This window comes from Spirillospora sp. NPDC052269 (genome assembly GCF_040679435.1).
GTDB lineage: Bacteria > Actinomycetota > Actinomycetes > Streptosporangiales > Streptosporangiaceae > Spirillospora.
The window spans coordinates 135,463-157,860 of record NZ_JBFAUU010000023.1 but is presented as its reverse complement, the minus strand read 5'-3'; the positions used below and the strand labels follow the sequence as shown (position 1 = coordinate 157,860).

Genomic DNA, 22,398 nt, shown 5'->3' with positions numbered 1-22,398 from the left:
GCAGCGCGAGACCCCAAGGCCAGCGCGAGTCCCCAGGCCAGCGCGAGAGACCAGACCGGTGCGAGGAGCTGGGCCGGTGTGAGCGGGTTGGGGGAGTTGGCCCAGCGTGAGCGGCTCAGGCTGGCGTAGAGACCCGGCCCGGGGCGGTGTGAGAGACCCGGGCAACCTCGCGGGGACGCGCAGGCGGAATTCGAATGCGGTGGCGAACGCGCTGGCCAGGACCCAACCGACGCACGCCTGAAGCATTCGTCGATAGCTGACGCACGGAGACTGTGGGCCGAGTAGGAGATCGGAGGGAACCGCCGATGAGGGCGTCCCGCAGTTGATCAGGCGGGCTGAACCTCTGACGTGCAGAACTTGCAGCGGGTCGCTTCGAGCGGGATCTCGCTCAGGCAGCGCGGGCAGGGGTGTTCCGACGCTTCCTCCTTCCGCGTGACGCGCTGCAGCAGGTGCGTCATCGGCAGGACGACGAAGAAGTAGACCACCGTTGCGATGATCAGGAAGGAGATCCCCGCCGTGAGGAACTTGCCGTAGGGGAACACCGTTCCGTTGATCTTGAAACTGAGGTCGCTGAAGTCCGGCTGGCCGCCGATCAGAGCCAGTAGCGGGCCGATGAACGAGTCCACGAAGGAGGTGACCAGGGCGCTGAACGCGGCGCCGATGACGACGGCAACGGCGAGATCGACCAGGTTGCCCCGGAGCAAGAACTTCTTGAATCCGTCCACGGATATTCGCCCTTCGTTGCCGAGAGTCGCAAGAAGGTAACTTATTGAAGCGATCAATCCTTCACAAGCACCACCACCAGCGGCCCTCCGGCCCCCGCCAAGGCGGCGGCCTGCATGCGACTCGTCGCCAGCACGACCAGAGCTCCTTGGCCCGCACCACCGAGGCCGCTTTCTTCTCGGGGTACTGCGAGAACGAGCACCGAGGCGACCACGACCCGAGACCAGTCGACCAAGCCGCTCCTTCGGCCTCCGCCTCCCAGGCTTCGGAGGCCAACGCGCTGTCCAGCAGTTGTTCGCTCGCCGACCCACGGACCGCGTTCAAGCAATCGCGCTGGCCCCCCTTCCGGAACCCCCCGCACCGTTCTGAAGAACGGCTGCGTTGGCTCCCTTTCGGGACCGACCAGCGTGTCGACATCCGGTTTGGCGGTCGCGGCGACGGCAGGCTTTCCGGCTCGCGGCGTCCTGGTCTCGTCTGGGCTGGGCGTCGGGGCGGGGATGTCAGGAACTGGGGGAGGATCTGACGCTGTTCCTGGAGGCGTGGCCGCAAGAACATCGACCCGGTCGCCCGGATGAAGGAGCCGCACGGCCGCCGAATCCGCCACGCGAATGGGCGTGGCCACCGTTCCTGGGGGCTGCTCGTCCAGAAGACCTGGCCCGAGGAAGCGGGCGTCGGTGAGGGCCTCGCCTTTTCGGACGGCCCCAGCGAGGACGCGGCCGACCGGCGGATTCCGAACGGCGCCGTCGGGACGAACCGCTGGCGGAAGTGCGGTGATTCGAATGTCGCCCGGCCGGAGAGTGGCGCCGGCCGCGAGGTCTCGCGCAGCGACCGCGATCCGCACCGTCTGCGGCATGGGCGGCTGGACCGCCAAGATGGCGAGCCCGGCTCCGAGTGCTGCGAATAGAGCGGCTATGAGTCGTCGGCGAAGCCCGAACCCGTCACTCATCCCGTCCTCCGAGGCGCGCTAAAGCCTGCGCGGAGTTCTGCATCCAAGGCAGGCCCGTCTCTTGCCGGGGCCCCTGGACTCTCGGTACTGCTGGCATGTCGTTCGCGCTTTCTGTGATCTGGACTTTGAGGGCGAGGGCTGGCGCTTGTTGGCCGCCGGTCTGGGACGGGCTGGGAGGGAAAGACCGCGCCGGCAGTTCCGACCACCCGCTGGAGACGGGTGCTCACCGAGCTCCTCGGCCGTCTCAGGTGACAACGGCCCTTCAGTGACCAGGGCCCTCAGATGTGATGCCTTGTCTGTTATTGGCCGGGCTTGGGGGGTTGTGTACCCCAGGTGCGACCTAAGTCCGCTCAGGCACTCGGGCTCTCTCGGATGCTCAGGCCCCCTTGGGGCGCCCGGGCCTTCAGATGCCCGGACTCAGTGCCCGTAAGGGGGCGGGGGCCTTGCAGGCCATGTCGACTCGCTCTCCGTAGTTGATTTGTTGCTATATGGAGTGGGATGTGGGTGTGGGGCATCGAGCCGCAACAACGATGTCGTTAGCGGCTGGACGCTGACGTCAGACCTGGTTGAAGAGGGGAGCGGCCGCGGCCGGGTGACGGGGTGATCGTCAGATGGGCGGCAGTCCGGTGTCCCCGATCAGGGGAGGGTGATGGGGAGCTTCATGCCGTCCAGGACGGTCGGGCAGGGGCAGGTGCGGTCCTCGGGGAGGTTGGCGACGATGTCGGCGACCAGGGGGCGGAGGCGGCCGATGTTCTCGGTGAAGACGCGGAGGACCTCGCTCATCGTGACGCCCTCGCCCTCCTCGATGCCGGCGTCGAGGTCGGTGACCAGGCAGAGCGGGGTGTAGCAGAGGGCGAGCTCGCGGGCGAGGATGGCCTCGGGGTGGCCGGTCATGCCGACGAGGGTCCAGCCCTGGGCGGCGAACCACCGGGACTCGGCGCGGGTGGAGAAGCGGGGGCCCTCGATGACGACGAGGGTGCCGCCGTCCACCGGGGGCCAGCCGGCCGTGCGGGCCGCGGACAGGGCGGTGTGGCGGCCCGCGGGGCAGTACGGGTCGGAGAACGAGAGGTGGACGGCCGCGTCCTCGTCGTAGAAGGTCTGCGGACGGCCCGACGTCCGGTCGACGAGTTGGTCGGGGACGGCGAGGGTTCCCGGGCCGTGCTCGGTGGTGAGCGAGCCGACGGCGCTCGGCGCCAGGACCTGCCGGACGCCGAGGGAGCGCAGGGCCCACAGGTTCGCCCGGTAGGGGATGCGGTGCGGCGGGAAACGGTGGTCGCGGCCGTGCCGCGGGACGAACGCGACGCGGCGGCCGCCCAGGTCGCCGACGGCGATCGGATCGCTCGGCGGGCCGTACGGGGTCTCGATCTCGATCTCGGTGACATCGTCGAGGAACGAGTAGAAGCCTGAGCCGCCGATGACGCCGATCTCGGCGGACGCGGAAGTCGTAGTGGACATGCCGCCGACCCTAGTCAGCCCACCGGAGATCACTGAAGTTCGGCGGCCAACTGTGGATAACTCGCCGGCAAGCGAGGTCCGGCCCATACGCGTACGGGCGTCGTCCCTGCTCGGCGGGGATTTGCCAGTCGCCCAAACGGAACGTTCGCGGCCCCGTGCAGACGCCGACGGCCGGGGTCTCCACGCATGGGAGACCCCGGCCGTCGGAAAGCCGAATGAGCCGTCAGGCGGTCAGGCGACCTTTTCGGACGATGCCGAACCGGTGCTCGTCGAAGACGAGGACGAGGACGACGAGTCCGAAGAGGACGGCGTCGAGGAAGAGCTCTCCGACGAGCCGTTCCCCGAGGACGACTTGGCGGAGGCCGGGGTGCTGACGGTCGAGGACGAACCGCCCCGGCTGTCGGTGCGATAGAAGCCCGACCCCTTGAAAATGATGCCGGCGGCCGAGAAGACCTTGCGGAGCTTGCCACCGCACGCCGGGCACTCGGTCAGCGCGTCATCGCTGAACTTCTGCACGACCTCCAGAGGCTCGCCGCACTCGGTGCAAACGTACTGATACGTCGGCACGGTCCCTCCTTGTCGCCTCAGACCGGGGGTATTCCGGACTGGCACTCGCCGTAGATGACTGCTAATGGTACCGATGTAGTGAACAGGATTCGCAACCGATCTGTTCCCAGCCCGGCCTCCCGCCCGCGCGCGGGGGGCGATCAGGCCAGGTCAGGGTGCCCCTGGCCATCTCGCTCCTAAACGCCCGTCTCACCGAACCAGCCCGCGAGTTTGCCGCGGCGGCTCACCGCCCGCAGGCGGCGTTCCGCGGTTTCGCGGACCTCCGCTGTGGTCACGACCAGGAGGGTGTCCCGCGCCCGCAGGGTGGTGGTGGGTTCGGGGACGAAGCTCTCGCCGTCCCGGACGACCAGTGTGATCTGCGCCCCATGGGGCAGGCGCAGCTCGAAGATCTCGACACCGTTCAGGCTGGAGTCGTCCGGGATGCGGACCTCCAGGAGATCGGCGTTGAGCTCCTCGAGGGGAGCTGCTTCGACGCCCAGCTCGCGTGCGCGCGAGTCCTCCTTCAGGCCGCACCAGCGAGCCACCAGGGGCAGGGTCGGCCCCTGGAGAAGGGTGAACAGGACCACGATGGTGAACACGATCGCGAACAGGCGGCTGGCGCCCGGCACGTCCTTGACCATGGGGATCGTGGCGAGGACGATCGGGACCGCTCCGCGCAGGCCCGCCCACGAGGCGAACAGCTTCTCCCCCATGGAGAACTTGAATCCGATCGTGGAGATCAGGATCGACGCCGGGCGCGCCACGAGGAGCAGGACGAAACCGATCACCAGCGCGGGGACGATCTGAGCGGGCAGGTCGCTGGGGGACGCCAGTAGGCCGAGCATGACGAACAGGCCGATCTGGGCCAGCCAGGCGATTCCCTCAGCGAAACCACGTGTGGCGGGACGGTGCGGGAGACGGGCGTTGCCCAGCACCAGCGCGCTCACGTAGACCGCCAGGAATCCGCTGGAGTGCAGAAGGTTCGCCGCGCCGTAGGAGCCGACCGACAGGGACAGCACCGCGATGGGGTAGAGGCCGGACGCGGGGAGCGCCAGCCGGCGCAGGGCGTACACCCCGGCCCAGCCGACGGCGACGCCGATGAGACCGCCGACGACCAGCTCGTAGAGCATGACCCCGGCCAGCTCGACGAGGTTCGGCGCCTCGCTCGCGGCCTTCGCCGCGCTCAGCGTCACCACGACGATCACCACGGGGGCGTCGTTGAAACCGGACTCGGCCTCCAGGAGGCCCGTCAGGCGTGAGGGGAGGGGCAATCGCCGCAGTACGGAGAAGACCGCTGCGGCGTCGGTCGGTGCCAGAACCGCGGCCAGGAGGAAGGCGAGCCGCCAGTCCATGCCCAGCAGCCATGCGGCGGCCACGGCGACGATGCCGATGCTGACCAGCGTGCCGATCGTCGACACCGACAACGCGGCGGGCACCGAGCCGCGTACTTTCTTCCAGTCGGTGGTGATGCCACCCTCGGCGAGGATGAGCACCAGGGCCGCGAGTCCGAGGACTTCGGCGAGTTCGGCGTTGTCGAACCGCAGTCCGAAGCCGGATTCGCCGATCAGCAGGCCGAGGCCCAGGTAGGCGAGCAGAGTCGGGAGTCCCGCACTTGTGGACAATCGCACGGCGATGATCGCACAGAGTATGAGCGAGGCTCCAAGGAGTAGCCAGAGGTCGAGCTGCACATCCCACCTTTCGCCTAGGTGATCGTTAAGAGATCCTATGCAGTTCACCCATCAATCGCATAACGGGCGTTCAGTAATCCCTGTGACCTGGGCTTTTGTGGTGAGGTGTGCGGACGGTCCGCTGCCCTCCGGCGGGTCAGCGGCGATCGATCTTGGGTGACAGGCCGTTGATGACGTTGCGCACTGGACGGCCCTCGATGGCGGCCTTCACGTTGTCCTGGATCACAACGGCGCTGTTGATCTGCGCCTGTGTGGTCGCCCACGCCGCGTGAGGCGACAGAAGGACGCTCTCGTGCGCGCGCAGGGGGTGGTCCGCCGGCAGGGGCTCGACTTCGAAGACATCGAGTGCCGCGCCTGCGAGAGCGCCCGAATCGAGCGCCGCCAGAAGGCTGTCCTCCGGGACGATCCCCCCGCGCGCGACGTTGATCAGCAGGGCGTTGGCTGGGAGGAGCGCCAGCTTGGCGTCGTCCAGCAGGCCCTGGGTGTCGTCCGTCAACGGCAGGGCGACCACCAGGATGTCGGAGTGCGCCAGGAGGTCGTCCAGCTCACGGTAGGTGGCGGGCGCTTCCGGACGGCGGCGACGTGTCCAGTAGGAGACTGGGCAGCCGAGCGCTGAGAACAGGCGGACCGTTTCCGACCCGATCGCGCCGTATCCGACGATCCCGACGCGCTGCGTGTGGAGCTCGCGTCCCCCGCGCACGAGCGTTTCCATCTGGGGCCAGGCGCCGGCCCGGACGGCTCGGTCAGCCCAGGCGAGGCCACGGCAGAGCGAGAACGCGGCCCCGACAGCCCACTCGGCCACCGCGCGCGCGTTGACGCCTGCGGTGTTGGCGACCGGAACGCCCGCCTCCGTCAGGGCCTGCATGTCGACATTGTCCGAACCGACTTGTGGCAGTTGGACGAACGCGAGCCGAGGGGCTGCGGCCACGGCATCGGCGTCAAGGGTCAGGTCGCCGGAGAAGTCGGAGACGACGATGTCAGCCTCGGCGATCGCGGCGTGCACGCCCGCGCGGTCGCGCGAGGACGGGAACGAGACCTCGACTGCATCCCCCAGTGGCGCGAACAGCCCCCTGATGATGTCCTCGCCCAGAGGGGCCAGCGCCAGCACGTTCCAAGGTGTCGTCGTCATACCGTCCTCGCCATCCTTCTCCCGCCGATGACCGGTCGCGTGCGCACGAGGATCCGCCGCCGGGACGGCGCTGCCAGGGTCCCCCGGCTCTGCGGCCAAAGCCGCATGTGGACGACCGGTACCGGTCAGGCGATCGGCCGTCCTGCCGCAGTTGATCTGACGTTCGCCTCGCGCGTGCGCGCGTCGGCCTCACCGGGCGGCGGCTGCGCGGGCGGGGCCACTCCAGGTGATCGTCACGCCGGGGTGGAAAGCGTGACGGTTCGAAGCGGCCGACAGATCCCTGTGTGCGGGGGCAACCCTAATCGGCGCCTCCCAGCAGGTGAAGCCCCGACTCCGGGGTCACGGCCGCGCGGACCCGCTGGTCGTGCGGCTCCATGGGCAGGGCGTCGACCAGCTCGCCTTCGTAGAGCAGCGCCACGGTCAGGACGGCCGGGCTCACGCGCGCGAGGGCCCGGTCATAGGAACCGCCCCCACGGCCGAGGCGGACACCGGTCCGGTCCACGGCCAGGGCCGGTACGAGGACGACGTCCGCGCTCGCGATCGCCTCGACGCCACGTGCGGGCTCACTGGGCTCCATAAGGCCGAACCTGCCGGGGACGAGGGAATCGGGCCCCTCATAGGAGGCCCAGTCGAGTTCGCCGTCCGGGAGCAGCCGGGGGAGGATCACGTAAGTGCCGCGCTTCCACAAGGCGAAGAGCAGCCCATGCGTTTCTGGCTCGGTGCCTAGGGAGACGTAGGCGGCGACCGTTCCGGCCATCTCCAGTTGGGGGACGCCTAGGAGGGTGTCCCGAATGGAGCGCCCCGCCGTCGAACGGGCGTCGGCGGACAGTTCCGCCCGGTTGGCCAAAAGTTCAGCCCGCAGCGCGGGTTTGGAACCGATGTCGTGCACGCTCTGGTCCTTCACGGTGACTAGGGTCTCTACATGGCCGACTTCGCACCTGTACGCAAGGCCGTCGTTCCGGCGGCAGGGCTCGGGACCCGATTCTTGCCCGCCACCAAGGCGACTCCCAAGGAAATGCTGCCCATCGTCGACAAACCTGCGATCCAGTACGTCGTCGAGGAAGCGGTGGACGCGGGTCTCACCGATGTGCTGATGGTCACAGGACGCAACAAGCGTTCCATCGAGGACCATTTCGATCGCGCGTACGAGCTCGAGGAGGCGCTGAACGCCAAGGGCGACGACGAGCGCCTGGCGGCCGTCCGCGAGTCCGCCGACCTCGCGATCATGCACTACGTCCGGCAGGGCGAGCCTCGCGGCCTCGGCCACGCCGTGTTCTGCGCCCGCCAGCACGTCGGGACGGAGCCGTTCGCGGTCCTGCTCGGCGACGACATGATCGACGCCCGCGACCCCCTGCTCAAGCGCATGGTCGAGGTTCGCAACCAGTACGGCGGCAGCGTCGTGGCGCTGATGGAGGTCGAGCCCGACCAGGTCTCCGCCTACGGCTGCGCCGCGATCGAGGCGACCGACGAGGACGACGTCGTCCGGATCACCGACCTGGTCGAGAAGCCCGCGCGCGAAGAGGCTCCGAGCAACTGGATCGTCATCGGACGCTACGTCTGCGACCCCGCGGTCTTCGACGTCCTGGAGAAGACCCCGCCCGGGCGCGGGGGAGAGATCCAGCTCACCGACGCGCTGCGTACCCTCGCCGACATGCCCGCCGCCGAAGGCGGAGGCGTGTACGGCGTGAAGTTCCGGGGCCGCCGCTACGACTCCGGCAACAAGCTCGAGTACCTGAAGACGGTCGTGCAGTTCGCCTCGGAGCGCGAGGACCTGTCCGCCGAGTTCATGGCCTGGCTGCGCGGCTTCGTGCGCGAGCAGGACGGCGTGGGCGCCGCGCAGGACGCGTGACGGCCCGCCGCGGAAACGCCGACGACGCGTGACGACGGCACACGACGACGTGTGACGACCCGCCGGAAGGACGGACGATGAGGACGGTCGAAGAGCACCTGGCGCAGATCCTGGCCGCCGTGCCGGTGCTGCCGCCGCTTGACCTGGCATTGCTGGAGGCGCGCGGCGGCGTGCTCGCCGAGGCGGTCGCCTCACCGATACCGCTGCCGCCGTTCGACAACTCGGCGATGGACGGCTATGCGGTCGTGGCGTCCGACATCGCGGGCGCGTCCGAGGAGACCCCGGTGACGCTGCCCGTCGTCGGCGACATCGTGGCCGGTGACGACGGCGTGGCGGCGATCCGCCCCGGGCTCACCGCGCGCATCATGACGGGCGCGCCGGTGCCCGCCGGAGCGGACGCGGTCATCCCGGTCGAATGGACCGACGGCGGCGGCACGACCGTCCGGATCAGCCGCTCGGCGCCGTCGGGGAACTACATCCGGCGCGCCGGGGAGGACGTCGTCGAAGGGCAGGTCGTGGCCCCCGCCGGGACCCGCCTGGGGGCGACCCAGCTCGGCATGATGGCCGCCGTCGGACGGTCCCGCGCGGTGGTCCGGCCTCGTCCGCGCGTGGTCGTCCTGTCCACGGGGAACGAGTTGCGCGAACCCGGTTCGCCACTCGCGCCCGGGCAGATCTGGGACTCCAACAGCTTCATGCTCACCGCCGCCGTCGCCGAGGCGGGGGGAGTCGGCTACCGGCAGAGCACGGTCGGGGACGAGCCCGACAAGGTCCTGGAGACGATCGAGGACCAGCTCATGCGCGCGGATGCGATCGTCACGTCCGGCGGGGTTTCCATGGGCACCAGGGACGTGGTCAAGGAAGTCCTGACGGGTACCGGAACCGTGGAGTTCCACAAAGTCGCGATGCGTCCCGGCAAGCCGCAGGGGTTCGGTCTCCTGCATGGCACCCCGGTTTTCACTCTGCCCGGCAACCCGGTCAGCGCGTATGTGTCGTTCCAGGTGTTCGTCCGTCCGGCCCTACGCGCGATGCAGGGGTTGCCGCCCGAATCGCTGCCGTCGGTCTCGGCCGTTCTGGACGATGACCTGAAGTCGCCCCCGGGCATCCGGCACTACCTGCGCGCGCGTCTGAGCCACGGGCCCGGCGGTTACACGGTGACGCCGGCCGAAGGGCAGGGCTCGCACCAGATGGGCTCGCTGTCGTCGGCCGACGCGCTGATCGTCCTGCCCGAGGACGTCGACCTGGTGTCCGCGGGTTCCCACGTCGAGGTGATGAGGTTGCCGTCGTGACCATGGATTCTGAGTTCAGCGGATTCACCCACCTGAACGACAAGGGCGCGGCCCGGATGGTGGACGTCTCGGCCAAGTCCGTTTCGACGCGCACGGCGACCGCGACCGGGTTCGTCCGCCTGTCACCCGCGTGTGTGTCGGCCTTGCGCGCGGGCGAGGTGCCCAAGGGGGACGCCCTGTCCGTCGCGCGGATCGCGGGCATCATGGGCGCGAAGCGCACACCGGACCTCGTGCCCCTCTGCCACCCCATCGCCATCCACGGCGTCGACGTGGAACTGTCCGTCGAGGACGACGGCGTGGGGATCGAGGCGCTCGTCCGCACGGCCGACCGCACCGGCGTCGAGATGGAGGCGCTCACCTCGGTCACCGTCACGGCGCTGGCGCTCATCGACATGGTGAAGGCCATCGACCCGGCCGCGGTCGTCACGGACGTGCGCGTGGAGGAGAAGACCGGTGGCAAGACCGGCCTCTGGCAGCGCAACCCGGGAAGGACGCGCTGACACGCGCTCGAGGCGGGCCGTCCTGCGCGTACAAGGCGGGCCGTCCCGTGCGCGCGCACGGGGAGTCCGTGTGGGTGCTGATGGCTTGGGATAGTGGTCGGCGCTTGCCTTGCGACCTTCGCGGGGCGGGCCACGTCCGCAGAGGAGGGCATCGATGATCCGCGCGTTGGCGGTGACCGTTTCGAACCGCGCTTCGGCCGGTGTGTACGCGGACAAGTCCGGGCCGGTGCTGGTCACACTGCTCACCGAGGCGGGATGCCAGGTGGACGGGCCGCGCGTCGTCCCGGATGGTGAGCCGGTCGAGGAGGCCCTGCGCACCGCCGTGTCCGAGGGGTACGACGTCGTCGTGACCACGGGCGGGACGGGCCTCACCCCGACCGACCGCACTCCCGAGATGACCAGGCGCGTCCTGGACCGGGAGATCCCCGGCATCGCCGAGGCCGTCCGCGCCGTGAGCAGGGACGCCGTCCCCGCGTCGATCCTGTCGCGGGGGCTGGCCGGGACGGCCGGGCGCACCCTGATCGTCAACCTCCCCGGCTCCACCGGTGGCGTCCGGGACGGGATGGCCGTGCTGGCGCCGGTGCTCGCCCACGCCGTTGACCAGATCGCCGGCGGAGATCATCCGCGGCCCGCCTGACCTGCTCCGATGTGAGTTATCCACAGTTCGGCCGTGGACTTTCGGATGCCCGGACGGCTTTCTAGGCTCGTGAACATGGATGTGGAAGAGGGTTCACGAGCCGGCCGAAACGGCGGAACATGCCGGTGTGAGCCGGATGAGCGACGCGTACTTCGACGCGGTGACCGAACTGCTGCGCACCGTCCGGGACGCCGAGCGGGAACGGATCGACACGGCGGCCGAGACGACCGCGGCGGCGCTGGCCGCCGGACGGCGGTTGTTCGCGTTCGGCAGTGCGCACTCGGCCCTGCCGGTGCAGGACATCGTCTATCGCGCGGGCGGCCTGATGCTGGTCAACCCGATCCTCGCCCCGGGCCTCGCCGGGGTCGAGACCCGGCCCGCCACACTGGGCACGGCGCTCGAACGCCTTCCTGGTTACGCGTCGGCGCTCCTGGAGAACGGGCCCGTCCGGGAGGGCGACGTCCTGATCGTGGTCTCGGTCTCCGGTCGCAACGCACTCCCGGTCGAAGTCGCGGAGCTCGCCGTCGTGCGCGGGCTGACCGTCCTGGCCGTGACGTCCCGTGCGTACGAGACCCGCCTCGCCGAGGTCGCACACATCGTCCTCGACAACCACGTGCCCGTCGGCGACGCGATCCTCCGCGATCCGTCCGTCCCTGAGCCGTTCTGTGCGACGTCCGGCGTGATCGTCAGCGCGTTGCTCCAAGCCCTGACCGCGGCGATCATCGAACGCCTGCTCGCCCGCGGCCTCACCCCGCCCGTCTTCCGTTCCGTCAACCTTCCGGGAAGCACCGACCACAACGCGCAACTCCTCAAAGCCAACGCCGACCGCATCTTCTACCTCTAGCCCTTGGCGCCAGGCGTTCACGAGGAGCTCCTGGAGCGCGTCCCCGGCGTCCTGTAGGGATCCCCTTCGCGCGATGGCACGGATGTCCGCGTAGGCCGCAACCGCGGCGTTCCGGACGTCGATCGGCAGCATGGCGCGGTCGGCGGCTGAGACTTGGGGTGTGCGTTTCGGGTGTTGGTGCTGTGGGCCGGTGAGTGGTGTGGGCGCCGTGACCGTGAGTCCAGGCGGGCGAGGCACCTGGGCTGCCCGGCCGGAAGCACCCGAGCTCAGTCGGCGCGATCGGCGCGACCGGCACCTCTGAGGGTCAGGCGCGGATGATTTCCACGCCTGCTTCGATGAAGGGGGCGGCGGCCTCGTCGGTGAGGGTCTCGTCGGTGACGAGGGTGTCGATGGTGGTGGTGTCGCAGATGCGGGCGAAGTCGCGGCGGCCGATCTTGGAGCCGTCGGCGACCACCACGACGTGGTCGGCACGGTCGGCGAGGAGGCGGTTGACGGCGGCCTCGTCCTCGTTGGGGCAGGTCGCGCCGTGCTCGGCGGTGATGCCGGTGACACCGAGGACGGCGATGTCGAGGGTGACGTGGTCGAAGATGCCGGCGGCCAGCGGCCCGGTCAGCTCGTAGGACTGGGGACGGGGCACGCCGCCGGTGAGGACGATCTTCACGTGCGGGCGGACGGCCAGTTCGCTCGCGATGTTGAGGGCGTTCGTCACGATGGTGAGCGCGGGACGGCCGCCGCCCGGGTCCGGGCGGGTGGCGAGGACACGGGCGACCTCGGACGTGGTGGTCCCGCCGTTCAGGCCGATGATCGCGCCGGGCGGGACGATCCCGGCCGTCGCGGCGGCGATGCGCTGCTTCTCGGACGCGTGCCGGGCGGTCTTGTAGCGCAGCGGCAGGTCGTAGCTGACGCTGTTGGCGACCGCGCCGCCGCGGGTCCGGGTGAGCATCTGCTGCTGGGCGAGTTCGTCGAAGTCACGCCGGATCGTCGCGGCTGACACCGCCATGCGCGTGGCGGCCTCCTCGACGCTCAGCTGGCCTGCGTCGGCGAGCAGTTCCAGCAGCGCGTTCAAGCGTTCGTGACGGGTCACGCAGGGGAGTCTAGCCGGGCACGCCTTGTTTCTTTGTGTCTGTTTGGGATAAGAAACGAGCATTAATGAGCATCACGGGAGGGTTATCGTGACGGGGCAGCACACTGAGAGTGAGATCGGCTCGCAGCCGAACCTGTGGCGGCGCGCCGCGACCGACGGGGCGAGCGTCGTCGCCGACGCGCTGCCGCGTCCCGGCGAACGGGTCGCCGTGGTCGGCTGCGGCACGTCCTGGTTCATTGCCCAGTCGTACGCCGCGCTCCGCGAGGGCGCCGGGCTCGGCGAGACGGACGCCTTCGCCGCCTCGGAGTTCCCGTTCGGGCGGCGCTACGACCGGGTGCTCGCGCTCACCCGGTCCGGGACGACGAGCGAGGTCCTGGCCCTGCTCGACCGCACCGACCTGCCGACCGTCGCGATCACCGCCGACCCGTCCACTCCGGTGATGACGGCGGCGGACGAGGTGATCGTGCTCGACTACGCGGACGAGCGCTCGGTCGTCCAGACCCGGTTCGCGACGAGCCAGCTCGTCCTCCTGCGCGCGCACCTGGGGGAGGACCTCGGCCCGGCCATCGCGGACGCGGAACGAGCGCTGGCGGAGCCCCTTCCCGAGGCGGCGCTGACGGCTGAGCAGTTCACGTTCCTCGGACGCGGCTGGACGGTCGGCCTCGCGCACGAGGCCGCACTGAAGATGCGCGAGGCCGCGACGGCGTGGACCGAGTCCTACCCGGCCATGGAATACCGCCACGGCCCCATCGCGATCACGGGTCCCGGCCGTGTGGCCTGGATGTTCGGCGAGCCGCCGTCCGGCCTCACCGACCAGGTCACCGGCGTCGGCGGCACCATGATCGCCGGCGCCCTCGACCCCCTCGCCGACCTCGTCCGCGTCCACCGCCTCGCCCTGCACCTCGCCCGCCAGGCCGGCTACGACCCGGACACCCCACGCAACCTCACCCGCTCCGTGATCCTCAGCTGATGCCCTCCGCGCCCCCACCCAAGCCGCCTCCAGCCCCCACCCGGACCCCCACCCCGACGCGCGGGCTACCAACGCGCCGGCCAACGCTCACGGGCAATTCCCCGCTCACGGGCAAGCCCCCGCTCACGGGCAAGCCCCCGCTCACGGGCAAGCCCCTAGTCACGGGTGGGTCCCCGCCTACGGGTGGGTCCCCGCCTACGGGTGGGTCCCCGCCTACGGGTGGGTCCCCGCCTACGGGTGGGTCCCCGCCTACGGGCAAGCCCCTGCTCACGGGCAAGCCCCTGCTCACGGGCAAGCCCCTGCTCACGGGTGGGTCCCCACATACGGGCGGGGCCCTGCTCACGGGCAGGTTCGCGTCCGCGGCTAGGTCCAAGTCCAGGTCCAGGTCTGTGCTGGCGCTCGTGTCCGGACATAGGTCCGCGTCCGCCTGTATGTGCGTGTGGACGTTCGGGTCTGCGTCCGTGATCGCGTTCAGGTCCTTGTCTGCGTCTGCGTCTGCGTCTGCGTCCGTGCCCACGTCAGCGTCCGCGTTTGTGCCTGCGCCTTTGCCTGTGCCCATGTCCGCGTCCGCGTCTGTGTCTGCGTCCGCGTCTGTGTCTGCGTCCGCGTCTGTGTCTGCGTCCGGGTCCGTGGCTGCGTCCGGGGCCGTGTCTGCGCGCTGTCTGCGTCTTGGGGGCAGGCTCGCGCTCGGGTTCAGGGGGTGCCTGCGGTCGTGTCTGGGGTTGCGGGTGCGGTTGGCCCGTGTTGGGGGTGGCGTGGGCGGCCGGTGTTCGGGTGGGGCAGGGCGCTTGGGTGTGGTTTGAGGGTGTTGGTGTCTGGGTGTGCCGGCGGTGAGGCGTGCGTCGGCGGTGTGGGTCGGGTGGTGGTTGGTGGGGTGGTGTCTGTGTTCGGGCGGGTTGGTGTGAGGGGGCTGTGCTGTGTTGACGTTGGTTAACGCTCGTCTGGTGCTCCTGGACGGAGTGGTGCACGGGTGGGTTCGGGTCCAGGACGGGCGCATTGTCGGGCTTGGGACCGGAGTTCCTCCGGCAGGGGAGTCTGAGGGAAGCTCCAGGGGAGCCGGACGGGAGGTCGTCGAGGATCTTCAGGGGCGGTTCGTCGTGCCCGGGTTCGTCGACATGCACGTTCATGGTGGGGCGGGGGCTTCGTACCAGTCGGGGCGGCTGGACGAGGCTCGCCGGGTTGCCGAGTACCACCTGGGATGCGGGACGACCACGACGGTCGCGAGCCTGGTGACGGGGTCGCCGGAGGAGTTGGCGGACGCGGTCGCCGGGCTCGCTGACGCGGCTGATGAGGGGCTGGTCGCCGGGATCCATCTGGAGGGGCCCTACCTGGCGGAGAGCCGGTGTGGCGCGCATGATCCGGCCTTGTTGCGGGCGCCCGATCGGGATGAGTTCGCGCGGCTGGTCGAGGCGGGGCGTGGGCATGTCCGCATGGTCACGCTGGCACCGGAGTTGCCGGGGGCCGTGGATCTCGTCCGGGACGCCGTTCGGGCTGGGGTCGTCGCGGCGGTGGGGCATACGGACGCGGCCGGGGCGCGTGTCCGGGAGGCGTTCGACGCGGGCGCGCGTGTCGCGACGCACCTGTTCAACGGGATGCGGCCGTTGCATCACAGGGAAGGCGGGCCGGTCGCGGCGGCGCTCGGTGACGCGCGGGTCACCGTGGAACTGATCAACGACGGCGTGCATGTGGAGCCCGAGGTCGTTCGGCTGGTGTTCGCCTCGGCGGCGGGACGCGTCGCGCTGATCACGGATGCGATGGCCGCGACCGGGATGGGCGACGGTTCGTACCGGCTTGGAGTGATGACGGTCACCGTCTCCGGCGGGCGCGCGACGCTCGAGGACGGGACGTCCATCGCGGGCAGCACGATCACCATGGCGGACGCGTTCCGGCGGGCGGTCGCCGTCGTCGGGATTCCGCCGGCGGACGCCTCGCATGCCGCGTCGCTGGTCCCGGCCCGGGCGCTCGGGCTTGATCGGGAGATCGGGTCACTGGACGTCGGGAAGCGCGCTGACCTGGTGGTTCTCGGAGAGGGATGGTCCGTTGCCCGGGTGATGAAGGACGGCCGGTGGCGATGATCCTCACTGTCACGCTGAACGCGGCGCTGGACGTCACCTACGAGGTCGGCACGTTGGAACGGGGTGGTTCGCACCGGGTCCAGACCGTCCGGGAGCGGGCCGGGGGCAAGGGGATCAACGTGGCGCGCGTGGCCCATGCCCTTGGGTGCGAGGTCACGGCGACCGGGCTGGTCGGCGGGTTGGTCGGCGAGCTCATCCGGGACGATCTGCGCAGGTCGGGTGTCGTCCACGACTTCGTGACCGTCTCTGGGACATCGCGCCGGACGCTCACCGTCGTGGAGACGGAGAGCGGCGAGGCGACCGTCCTGAACGAGGCCGGGCCGCAGGTGGGAGAAGAGGAGTGGCGGGCGTTTCTGGAGCATTTCACCGCTCTCGCCGCGTCTGCTTCGGTCGTTGTGCTTTCGGGGAGCCTTCCGCCCGGGGTTCCGCCGGACGCGTATGCCGAACTTGTGCGGCGAGCGCCCGGGCAGGTCGTCCTTGACGCTGATGGGGCGGCGTTGACGGAGGGCATCCGCGGCCGTCCTGACGTGGTCAAACCCAACGCGGACGAGTTGGCGCGCGCCACCGCTTGGACGGACGCCGAACGGCCGGTTGCCGAATGGGCCGAGCAGCTGCGAGATACCGAGGCATCGCCGCCGGGTGTCGAACAGGCCGAGGGGCTGCGTAGACGCAAGGAGCGGTCGGCTGCGGAATGGGTCCGGCGACCGCGAGATGTCGAGGGGCCGCCGGTTTTCGAACAGGAACAGGGGCTGCGACGGGGCAGGGAGCGGCCGGTTGCCGGGCGGCCCGAGGAGTTGCGGATTCCTGAGGCGAAGGCGGTCGCCGGGCGACCCGAGGAATCGTCGGCTGGCGGACGGGCTGAGGGGCCGGTGGGTGCCGAGGTTCGGGCGGTTGTCGGGCGGGCTTGGGAGTTGCGGTCCGCGGGGGCCGGGGCGGTGTTGGTCTCGCTGGGTGCGGGCGGGATGGTCGCGGTCACCGCGGATGGGGTTTGGCGGGCCGTTCCGCCTGGTGCCGTGGTCGGGAATCCGACCGGCGCGGGGGACGCGGCCGTCGCCGCCACGGCTCGTGCGCTGTTGCTCGGACACCCCTGGGACGAGCTGTTGCGGGACGCGGTCGCGTTGTCCGCGGCGGCGGTCGCCGCGCCCGTCGCGGGCGACTTCGACCCCGATCTGTATGCACGTCTCCTCCCCGAAATCACGATCGAAGGACTCTCATGCCCCTCGTAGGAACCGGTGAGATCGTCACCACGGCCGTGTCCGGGCGGCGCGGCGTCGGTGCGTTCAACGTCATTCATCTGGAGCACGCCACCGCGATCGCGCGCGGTGCGGAGGCCGCGGGCGCGCCCGTGATCCTTCAGATCAGCGAGAACTGTGTGCGCTACCACGGCGCGCTGGAGCCGATCCTGGCCGGGACGCTCGCGGTCGCTCGCGCCGCCGCCGTGCCCGTCGCCGTCCATCTCGATCACGCGACGTCCGCCGATCTCGTGCGCGAGGCGGTGCTGCTCGGCATCGGATCGGTGATGTACGACGCGTCCACGCTGCCGTATGAGGAGAACCTGGCCGTGACCGCCGGGGTCGTCGACTGGTGCCACGAGCGCGGCGTGTGGGTGGAGGCGGAACTCGGCGAGGTCGGGGGCAAGGACGGCGTGCATGCGCCGGGGGCCCGGACGAAGCCGGCCGAGGCCGTCGCCTACACCGCCGCGACCGGGGTGGACGCGCTGGCGGTCGCGGTGGGGAGCTCGCACGCGATGCTCACCCGGGACGCCGTGCTCGACCTCGACCTGATCGGTGAACTGCGCGAGGCGGTGCCGGTCCCGCTCGTCCTGCACGGATCGTCCGGGGTGCCGGACGCCACGCTGACCGCCGCCGTCGAAAGGGGCATGACCAAGATCAATATCGCGACCCAGCTCAACAAGGTCTATTCCGGCGAACTGCGCCGCGTTCTGGACGAGAACCCGGCCATGGTCGACCCCCGCAAGTACGCGGGTCCGGCCCGGAACGCCGTCGCGACCGAGATCACACGCCTCCTCGCCGTCCTTCACGCATAGCTCTACTACGCTCCGTAACCGTCATGGGCGGGGTTTTCCCGTCCGGGTGCGGGAACGCCTTCCGGAGTGGCCCGTACAACGGTTCCGGGCGGCCGGGCCGCGGCCATCCCGGACCGGGTCGGCGGGCGGATCGAATCGTCGGGGACAATTGATGGCGTCCGAACCGTCGTCCGGGGAATCATGGGAGCCGTGGAACGGATGCGTGGATGGCCGGTCACCTTGAGCGAGGGCCCGGTCGGGCTGCGTCCGCTGCGGCATCGCGACGCGGCCGTGTGGCGTGACCTGCGGGTTCGCAACGCCGACTGGCTGCGGCCGTGGGAGCCGACCAACCCGGAGACGCCGCTGTTCCGCACGGGGCTCGGTCCCTACGTCAGCATGGTCCACACCATGCGGCGCGAGGCGCGGCAGGGACTGGCGCTGCCCTGGGTGGTCACCTACGAGGGGAACTTCGCCGGACAGCTCACGATCGGCGCGATCGTGTGGGGTTCGGCCCGTTCCGCGCAGATCGGCTACTGGGTGGACAAGCAGGTCGCCGGACGCGGCGTCATTCCGACCGCCGTCGCCCTCGCCGTCGACCACTGTTTCTTCACGGTCGGGCTGCACCGGGTGGAGGCCAATATCCGGCCGGAGAACACCGCGAGCCGGCGCGTCGTCGAAAAGCTCGGATTCCGGGAAGAGGGAATTCGCCGCCGCCAACTGCACATCGACGGCGCCTGGCGTGATCACATCTGCTACGCGCTGACCGTCGAGGACGTGCCCGGTGGTCTGCGATCACGGTGGCTGGCCAGCGCCAAGCAGGCATTTCCCCGGTCTCCCTCCTGACCCCGTCCGGGGCGGAGGCATTCGGGCAGACCCGTCCCGTAAGAATCCTCCGGAAGAGAAGGTCTGGCAAACAGAGAGTAACCGCAGGATCGATCTCGCGACACACCGCCCCTAATACTCGTCAATCTCTGACACCGACTCGTACCGTGCGTGGCGTGACCCTGTTCCCAATGCACGTGCGCGCGCCGAAAGTCGGCCCGTCGTCCCGCCGTGCCCGGGAACGGCTCGACCGGGCGGTGATCCGGTGAGCAGCACCTTCCTTTACCTCGCCATCGTCGCGGTCTGGGCCGTGGTGCTGGTGCCCATGTGGCTCCGCCGCGACACCGAGGCGACGACCGGCATCTCCCGCCGCCTCCTCCACAAGCGCGCGGACGAGGACGGTGTGGACCTGGACACCGCCGACCACGACCTCGACTTCGACACCGGCGAGATCGATCTCGACGCCGTCGACCGCGCCCACGAGGACGGCGAGACGGCCGAGTCCGGCCAGCCCGGGGCCGGACAGGAGATCCAGGCCGAGGACGAGGCACACGTCGAGGCCGGGACCGCAGAGGAGTCGTCGGTCCAGCGGCGCTCCGGACGCGCCGCCGTGATCGCCCGCCGCCGCCGCAGGACGGTCGGCCTCACCCTGCTCGTCCTGACGGCCGTCTCCGTGGCAGCCCTGGGCTTCGCGCCCTGGTGGATCACCGCGCCGCCCGTCCTGCTCATGGTGGGCCACCTCACGCTGCTCCGCGTCGCCGTCCAGATGGACCAGGCGCGCGCCCACGAGGAGGCCGAGGTCGCCCGCGCCGAGGCCGCCCGCGTCCTCGCCGAGACCGAGCAGGCCGCCGAACCGGCGACCCCGGAACCGGTGATCCACGAGCCGTCCGCCGAGGTGCTGGAGTTCGTCGGCCGCTCCGGGGACGAGGTCTTCGACCAGTACGCCGAGGACGGCCGCACCGTCGAAGACCGCCGCGCCGTCGGCGAGTGACCTCGCACACCCTCGACGCCTCCGCGCCCCCGAGCGCCCCTCCTCCCGAAGCCCCTCACAAAGGCGAGCAGCCGCGCGGTCCGGGGCCCGCGCCCAGAGCCCCGGCCCCCAGAGGCTGTCGCGGCTGGAGGGGCGCGTCGGCGGAGGGGGCGTGCTGGTGGTGGGCGGGGCGCGGTTTTCTGACGCGCGGAGCACTGCGAAAGTGCGCTAACCTAGTCACGTCCGCGGGGCTGTAGCGCAGTCCGGTAGCGCACCTCGTTCGCATCGAGGGGGTCAGGGGTTCAAATCCCCTCAGCTCCACCGCGTGATTGCAGGTCAAGGGCCTGATCGGAGAACATCCGATCAGGCCCTTGGTCGTTTCTCGGGAAGAGCGCGTCCAGGGCGAGCGGCCTTTGGAGGGCGCCGGGAGAGCACGCTGACCGGCTCCCGTGGAGAACGGTCGTTGGACGTGCCGGGTTGCCGTCCCAGCCCGGGTAGGACCACGGCCGAGGCGCTCTCAGTTGCGCCGTGGGGTCTTGTGGTGCCCGCTCCCTCGTCTCAACTCCACGCGCTGACACTGTGCTGTGCTCAGCGCCCTCAAGGTGGCTGCACGCGTCGGTGGTTTCAGGGGGGAGGGGCTACGCGGATTCGCTGTGGTTCCGTTTCGCGTGCCAGCGCCGCCCGGCGGGGATAGTGGGGATGTGGGCGAATCAGGCGGAGAAGGCTGGCCGATCGGGACGTTCCTGGCGGGATTGAAGACATCACTTAGAAGCGAGCTGCTGGCGATAGCCTCCGAGCAGCGCGTTCGTGCCGGGCAGACATTGATGGCCCAGGGGGCGTTCACCGACCAGGTGCTGGTGCTGAAGGCGCGAGGGAGTAGATCGCCGGCGTGTGTGAAGGTGATCGGTTGCCTGGAGAACGGAGCGGAGGTGCTCTTCGGGATCAGGGTCAGTGGGGACCTGGTGGGCGAGCTCGCCGCGATTCGTGAGACCGAGCGGTCCGCGACTGTGATCGCCTGCACGGACGGGGCGGTTCACCGGCTGCCGAAAGAGCGGTTCCTCGGATTCCTCGACCGTAATCCCGAGGCGTGGAGACTCCTCGCGACGATGCTCGGCGATCGGCTCGACTGGGCCAACCAGCGGCGCCTGGACTTCACGGGTTACCCGGTCGACCGGCGGTTGGCCCGTGTGGTCGTCCAGCTCGCCGAACGGCATGGCCGCCCGGTCGAGGGCGGCGTCGACCTCGGGATCGCGCTCACCCAGGAAGAGCTGGGGAAGCTGGTGGGCGCCGCCAAGGAGTCGGCCATCAAGGCCGTCAGGGAGCTGCGCGACGCCGGGCTGGTCAGGACCGGCTACCGGCGGATCATCGTGGCCGATTTCGAGGGCCTGAAGGCCTTCGCGACGGTCAGCCGCTGAGCGAACTCCAGAGGATCCGGGTGACGGCGACGAGCACGGACGCCGCCGTCCACGGGATCGCCCGGACCACGTGGCGGTGTTTCAGCGTGGCCGCGTGAGCGAGGATCCTGGCCATCGCCCACGCCTCGTCGCGTTGGGCGACGGCATCGGCGGGGAGGTGTCTGGTGATGCCCACAATGCCGAAGGCGCTGGTCGTGGGGTCGCCGTCGAGTCGTGGCCGGAGCGCCTGGACGAGGTGGAAGCCCGCGCCGAGGAACGTGACCAGGAAGAAGACGGCGGAGGTCGCGGAGCCGCTGCCGGTGCTCAGCATCGCCCCGGCCGCCCCGGCGAGCACCGCGGACAGTGCCGAGACCTTCGTGTCGGCGTGCTGCAGGTAGTTCTGGAAGGTCCCCACCGCGGCCACGGCGACCATCGCGTCGTGTGCGGGGCTCTGGGCGACGGATTCGGAGTCCATGTGCTCCCCTGGGTTTCCTATCTTCACGTGGCTCCAGCGAAGCACCGGGGAGGCCCCGAGATTTGGTACAAATGCCAAAAGATGGAGTGGCCTAGATGACTCCCGCAAATCAGGTATTTCTACTTCTTCTTCCGGTGCTCGGCGTGCGAAGATCCGGTCTCCTGACTCTGACCAGCCAAGGAGACAAAGGTGGTAGGGGCATTCGAGCGGCGTCCGATGATCTCCGTCGACGCCACGGGGTACGGAAGCGGCGATGACCAGCGGCAATCGGACATCCAGAAGGGGCTCCTGGACGTCCTGGACCAGGCCGCGGAGTCGGCCGGACTTGACCGGGGCAGTTGGGAGCGGCAGGGCGCCGGAGACGGCGAGTTCGCGGTCCTGCTTCCGCAGACCGCAGAGGGGCGTCTGGTCGGGGATTTCCCCCGCCACCTCGCCGCCTTCCTGAACCGGCGCAACGGTGACGCGCCGTGGGAGAACCGCCTTCGGCTTCGGCTGGCCATCCACTACGGCACGGCCATCGCGGATGTGAACGGACGGAGCGGCCAGGGACCCGTCGAGGTCGCCCGGCTCTGCGACAGCCCCCCGCTGCGCGTCGCCCTCAAGGAGTCCAAGGCCGATCTGGCCGTCATGCTGTCCGACCGGGTCTTCGCCGACATCGTGAGGAACGGCCACGCGCTCTCCGTCGCTCCCGAGGATTTCCGGGAGGTGATGGTCGAGGTGAAGACCTTCCGTGCGCGCGCTTGGCTCTGGATCCCCCGTGGCCGCGACGTCCACTCCCTCGCTCTCGCCATTCCGGCGTCCCAGGCGCCGGAGCCCAAGGACGGGAACGAGGACTCGGCTCCGAAGGCCGAAGGAGACGGCTCGAAGCCGAGGGGCAAGGGTGATGGATCGCCGTCGAAGCAGGCTGCATCGGTGCACAACGAGTTCCATGAGCGGGTGAACGCCAACGGTGCCAACTTCGGGTTCCGGAGCTGAGTCC

General features: G+C 70.0%; 22 protein-coding genes, 1 tRNA gene and 1 pseudogene. 15 read left to right on the top strand and 9 right to left on the bottom strand.

What is annotated here, in order from left to right:
• Positions 1–326: 326 nt before the first annotated feature.
• The 3 genes from mscL to AB0L06_RS37700 form a co-directional block, all read right to left on the bottom strand.
• Positions 327–725, bottom strand: a complete 399-nt coding sequence (mscL, locus tag AB0L06_RS37710) for a large conductance mechanosensitive channel protein MscL (protein ID WP_500235999.1) — start codon at positions 723–725, stop codon at positions 327–329.
• A gap of 53 nt (positions 726–778) precedes the next feature.
• Positions 779–1,576: an SAF domain-containing protein gene (locus AB0L06_RS37705; protein ID WP_500236011.1), complete on the bottom strand. Its 798-nt coding sequence runs from the start codon at positions 1,574–1,576 to the stop codon at positions 779–781.
• Positions 1,577–2,305: 729 nt separating this feature from the next.
• Positions 2,306–3,124, bottom strand: a complete 819-nt coding sequence (locus tag AB0L06_RS37700; protein WP_500235998.1) for an S-methyl-5'-thioadenosine phosphorylase — start codon at positions 3,122–3,124, stop codon at positions 2,306–2,308.
• Positions 3,125–3,386: 262 nt separating this feature from the next.
• On the opposite strand from AB0L06_RS37700, the gene AB0L06_RS37695 reads away from it, so the two are divergent.
• Positions 3,387–3,536 carry a hypothetical protein gene (locus AB0L06_RS37695; protein ID WP_500236012.1) on the top strand — a complete coding sequence of 50 codons (150 nt, stop codon included), beginning with the start codon at positions 3,387–3,389 and terminating at the stop codon, positions 3,534–3,536.
• A 14-nt stretch (positions 3,537–3,550) separates the two neighbouring features.
• Here AB0L06_RS37695 and AB0L06_RS37690 read toward each other — a convergent pair.
• The 4 genes and pseudogenes from AB0L06_RS37690 to AB0L06_RS37675 form a co-directional block, all read right to left on the bottom strand.
• Positions 3,551–3,691: pseudogene (locus tag AB0L06_RS37690) on the bottom strand (FmdB family zinc ribbon protein); the annotation flags it as partial.
• Positions 3,692–3,867: 176 nt separating this feature from the next.
• Positions 3,868–5,358: a potassium/proton antiporter gene (locus AB0L06_RS37685; RefSeq protein ID WP_500235997.1), complete on the bottom strand. Its 1,491-nt coding sequence runs from the start codon at positions 5,356–5,358 to the stop codon at positions 3,868–3,870.
• 136 nt (positions 5,359–5,494) lie between these two features.
• Positions 5,495–6,466, bottom strand: coding sequence for an NAD(P)-dependent oxidoreductase (locus AB0L06_RS37680; protein WP_500235995.1), 972 nt, complete (start codon positions 6,464–6,466; stop codon positions 5,495–5,497).
• Positions 6,467–6,785: 319 nt separating this feature from the next.
• Entirely contained in the window at positions 6,786–7,391 is a 606-nt protein-coding gene (locus tag AB0L06_RS37675) for a 5-formyltetrahydrofolate cyclo-ligase (protein ID WP_500235994.1), read from the bottom strand.
• Between the two features lie 18 nt (positions 7,392–7,409).
• Between AB0L06_RS37675 and galU the strand changes: the two genes are divergently transcribed.
• The 5 genes from galU (at position 7,410) to AB0L06_RS37650 (ending at position 11,603) form a co-directional block, all read left to right on the top strand.
• The gene (gene galU, locus AB0L06_RS37670) at positions 7,410–8,336 is read left to right on the top strand and encodes a UTP--glucose-1-phosphate uridylyltransferase GalU (protein ID WP_500235993.1); all 927 of its coding nucleotides are present in this window, start codon (positions 7,410–7,412) and stop codon (positions 8,334–8,336) included.
• Positions 8,337–8,413: 77 nt separating this feature from the next.
• Entirely contained in the window at positions 8,414–9,622 is a 1,209-nt protein-coding gene (gene glp / locus AB0L06_RS37665) for a molybdotransferase-like divisome protein Glp (protein WP_500235992.1), read from the top strand.
• A 2-nt stretch (positions 9,623–9,624) separates the two neighbouring features.
• Complete coding sequence (moaC, locus tag AB0L06_RS37660; protein ID WP_500236010.1) at positions 9,625–10,122, top strand: cyclic pyranopterin monophosphate synthase MoaC; 498 nt, start codon at positions 9,625–9,627, stop codon at positions 10,120–10,122.
• Positions 10,123–10,276: 154 nt separating this feature from the next.
• The gene (locus AB0L06_RS37655; protein WP_500235991.1) at positions 10,277–10,759 is read left to right on the top strand and encodes a MogA/MoaB family molybdenum cofactor biosynthesis protein; all 483 of its coding nucleotides are present in this window, start codon (positions 10,277–10,279) and stop codon (positions 10,757–10,759) included.
• A 136-nt stretch (positions 10,760–10,895) separates the two neighbouring features.
• The gene (locus AB0L06_RS37650; protein WP_500236009.1) at positions 10,896–11,603 is read left to right on the top strand and encodes an SIS domain-containing protein; all 708 of its coding nucleotides are present in this window, start codon (positions 10,896–10,898) and stop codon (positions 11,601–11,603) included.
• Between the two features lie 304 nt (positions 11,604–11,907).
• Here the strand turns inward: AB0L06_RS37650 and AB0L06_RS37645 are convergent, their stop codons facing one another.
• On the bottom strand, positions 11,908–12,687 hold the full coding sequence (locus tag AB0L06_RS37645; protein WP_500235990.1) for a DeoR/GlpR family DNA-binding transcription regulator: 780 nt from the start codon (positions 12,685–12,687) through the stop codon (positions 11,908–11,910).
• A gap of 88 nt (positions 12,688–12,775) precedes the next feature.
• Here AB0L06_RS37645 and AB0L06_RS37640 point away from each other — a divergent pair, with 88 nt between their 5' ends.
• From AB0L06_RS37640 to AB0L06_RS37605, 8 genes are all read left to right on the top strand, one after another.
• A complete protein-coding gene (locus AB0L06_RS37640) occupies positions 12,776–13,657 on the top strand; it encodes an SIS domain-containing protein (RefSeq protein ID WP_500235989.1) in 882 nt (293 codons plus the stop codon).
• Between the two features lie 917 nt (positions 13,658–14,574).
• On the top strand, positions 14,575–15,732 hold the full coding sequence (gene nagA, locus AB0L06_RS37635) for an N-acetylglucosamine-6-phosphate deacetylase (protein WP_500235988.1): 1,158 nt from the start codon (positions 14,575–14,577) through the stop codon (positions 15,730–15,732).
• The gene (locus tag AB0L06_RS37630) at positions 15,690–16,958 is read left to right on the top strand and encodes a 1-phosphofructokinase family hexose kinase (RefSeq protein WP_500235987.1); all 1,269 of its coding nucleotides are present in this window, start codon (positions 15,690–15,692) and stop codon (positions 16,956–16,958) included. The genes nagA and AB0L06_RS37630 overlap by 43 nt, the downstream gene beginning before the upstream one ends.
• Positions 16,946–17,779, top strand: coding sequence for a class II fructose-bisphosphate aldolase (locus AB0L06_RS37625; protein WP_500235986.1), 834 nt, complete (start codon positions 16,946–16,948; stop codon positions 17,777–17,779). Before AB0L06_RS37630 ends, AB0L06_RS37625 begins: the two co-directional genes overlap by 13 nt.
• Before the next feature lie 198 nt (positions 17,780–17,977).
• Positions 17,978–18,601 (top strand): GNAT family N-acetyltransferase, encoded by a 624-nt coding sequence (locus AB0L06_RS37620; protein WP_034486649.1) that lies wholly within the window; start codon positions 17,978–17,980, stop codon positions 18,599–18,601.
• A gap of 244 nt (positions 18,602–18,845) precedes the next feature.
• Positions 18,846–19,571, top strand: a complete 726-nt coding sequence (sepX, locus tag AB0L06_RS37615; RefSeq protein WP_500235984.1) for a divisome protein SepX/GlpR — start codon at positions 18,846–18,848, stop codon at positions 19,569–19,571.
• 226 nt (positions 19,572–19,797) lie between these two features.
• Positions 19,798–19,871 (top strand) — tRNA-Ala (locus AB0L06_RS37610).
• Positions 19,872–20,134: 263 nt separating this feature from the next.
• Positions 20,135–20,965, top strand: a complete 831-nt coding sequence (locus AB0L06_RS37605; RefSeq protein WP_500235983.1) for a Crp/Fnr family transcriptional regulator — start codon at positions 20,135–20,137, stop codon at positions 20,963–20,965.
• Here the strand turns inward: AB0L06_RS37605 and AB0L06_RS37600 are convergent.
• Entirely contained in the window at positions 20,955–21,419 is a 465-nt protein-coding gene (locus tag AB0L06_RS37600) for a Pycsar system effector family protein (protein WP_500235982.1), read from the bottom strand. The genes AB0L06_RS37605 and AB0L06_RS37600 overlap by 11 nt on opposite strands.
• Positions 21,420–21,608: 189 nt before the next feature.
• Between AB0L06_RS37600 and AB0L06_RS37595 the strand changes: the two genes are divergently transcribed.
• Entirely contained in the window at positions 21,609–22,394 is a 786-nt protein-coding gene (locus AB0L06_RS37595) for a hypothetical protein (RefSeq protein WP_500235981.1), read from the top strand.
• Positions 22,395–22,398 lie beyond the last annotated feature (4 nt).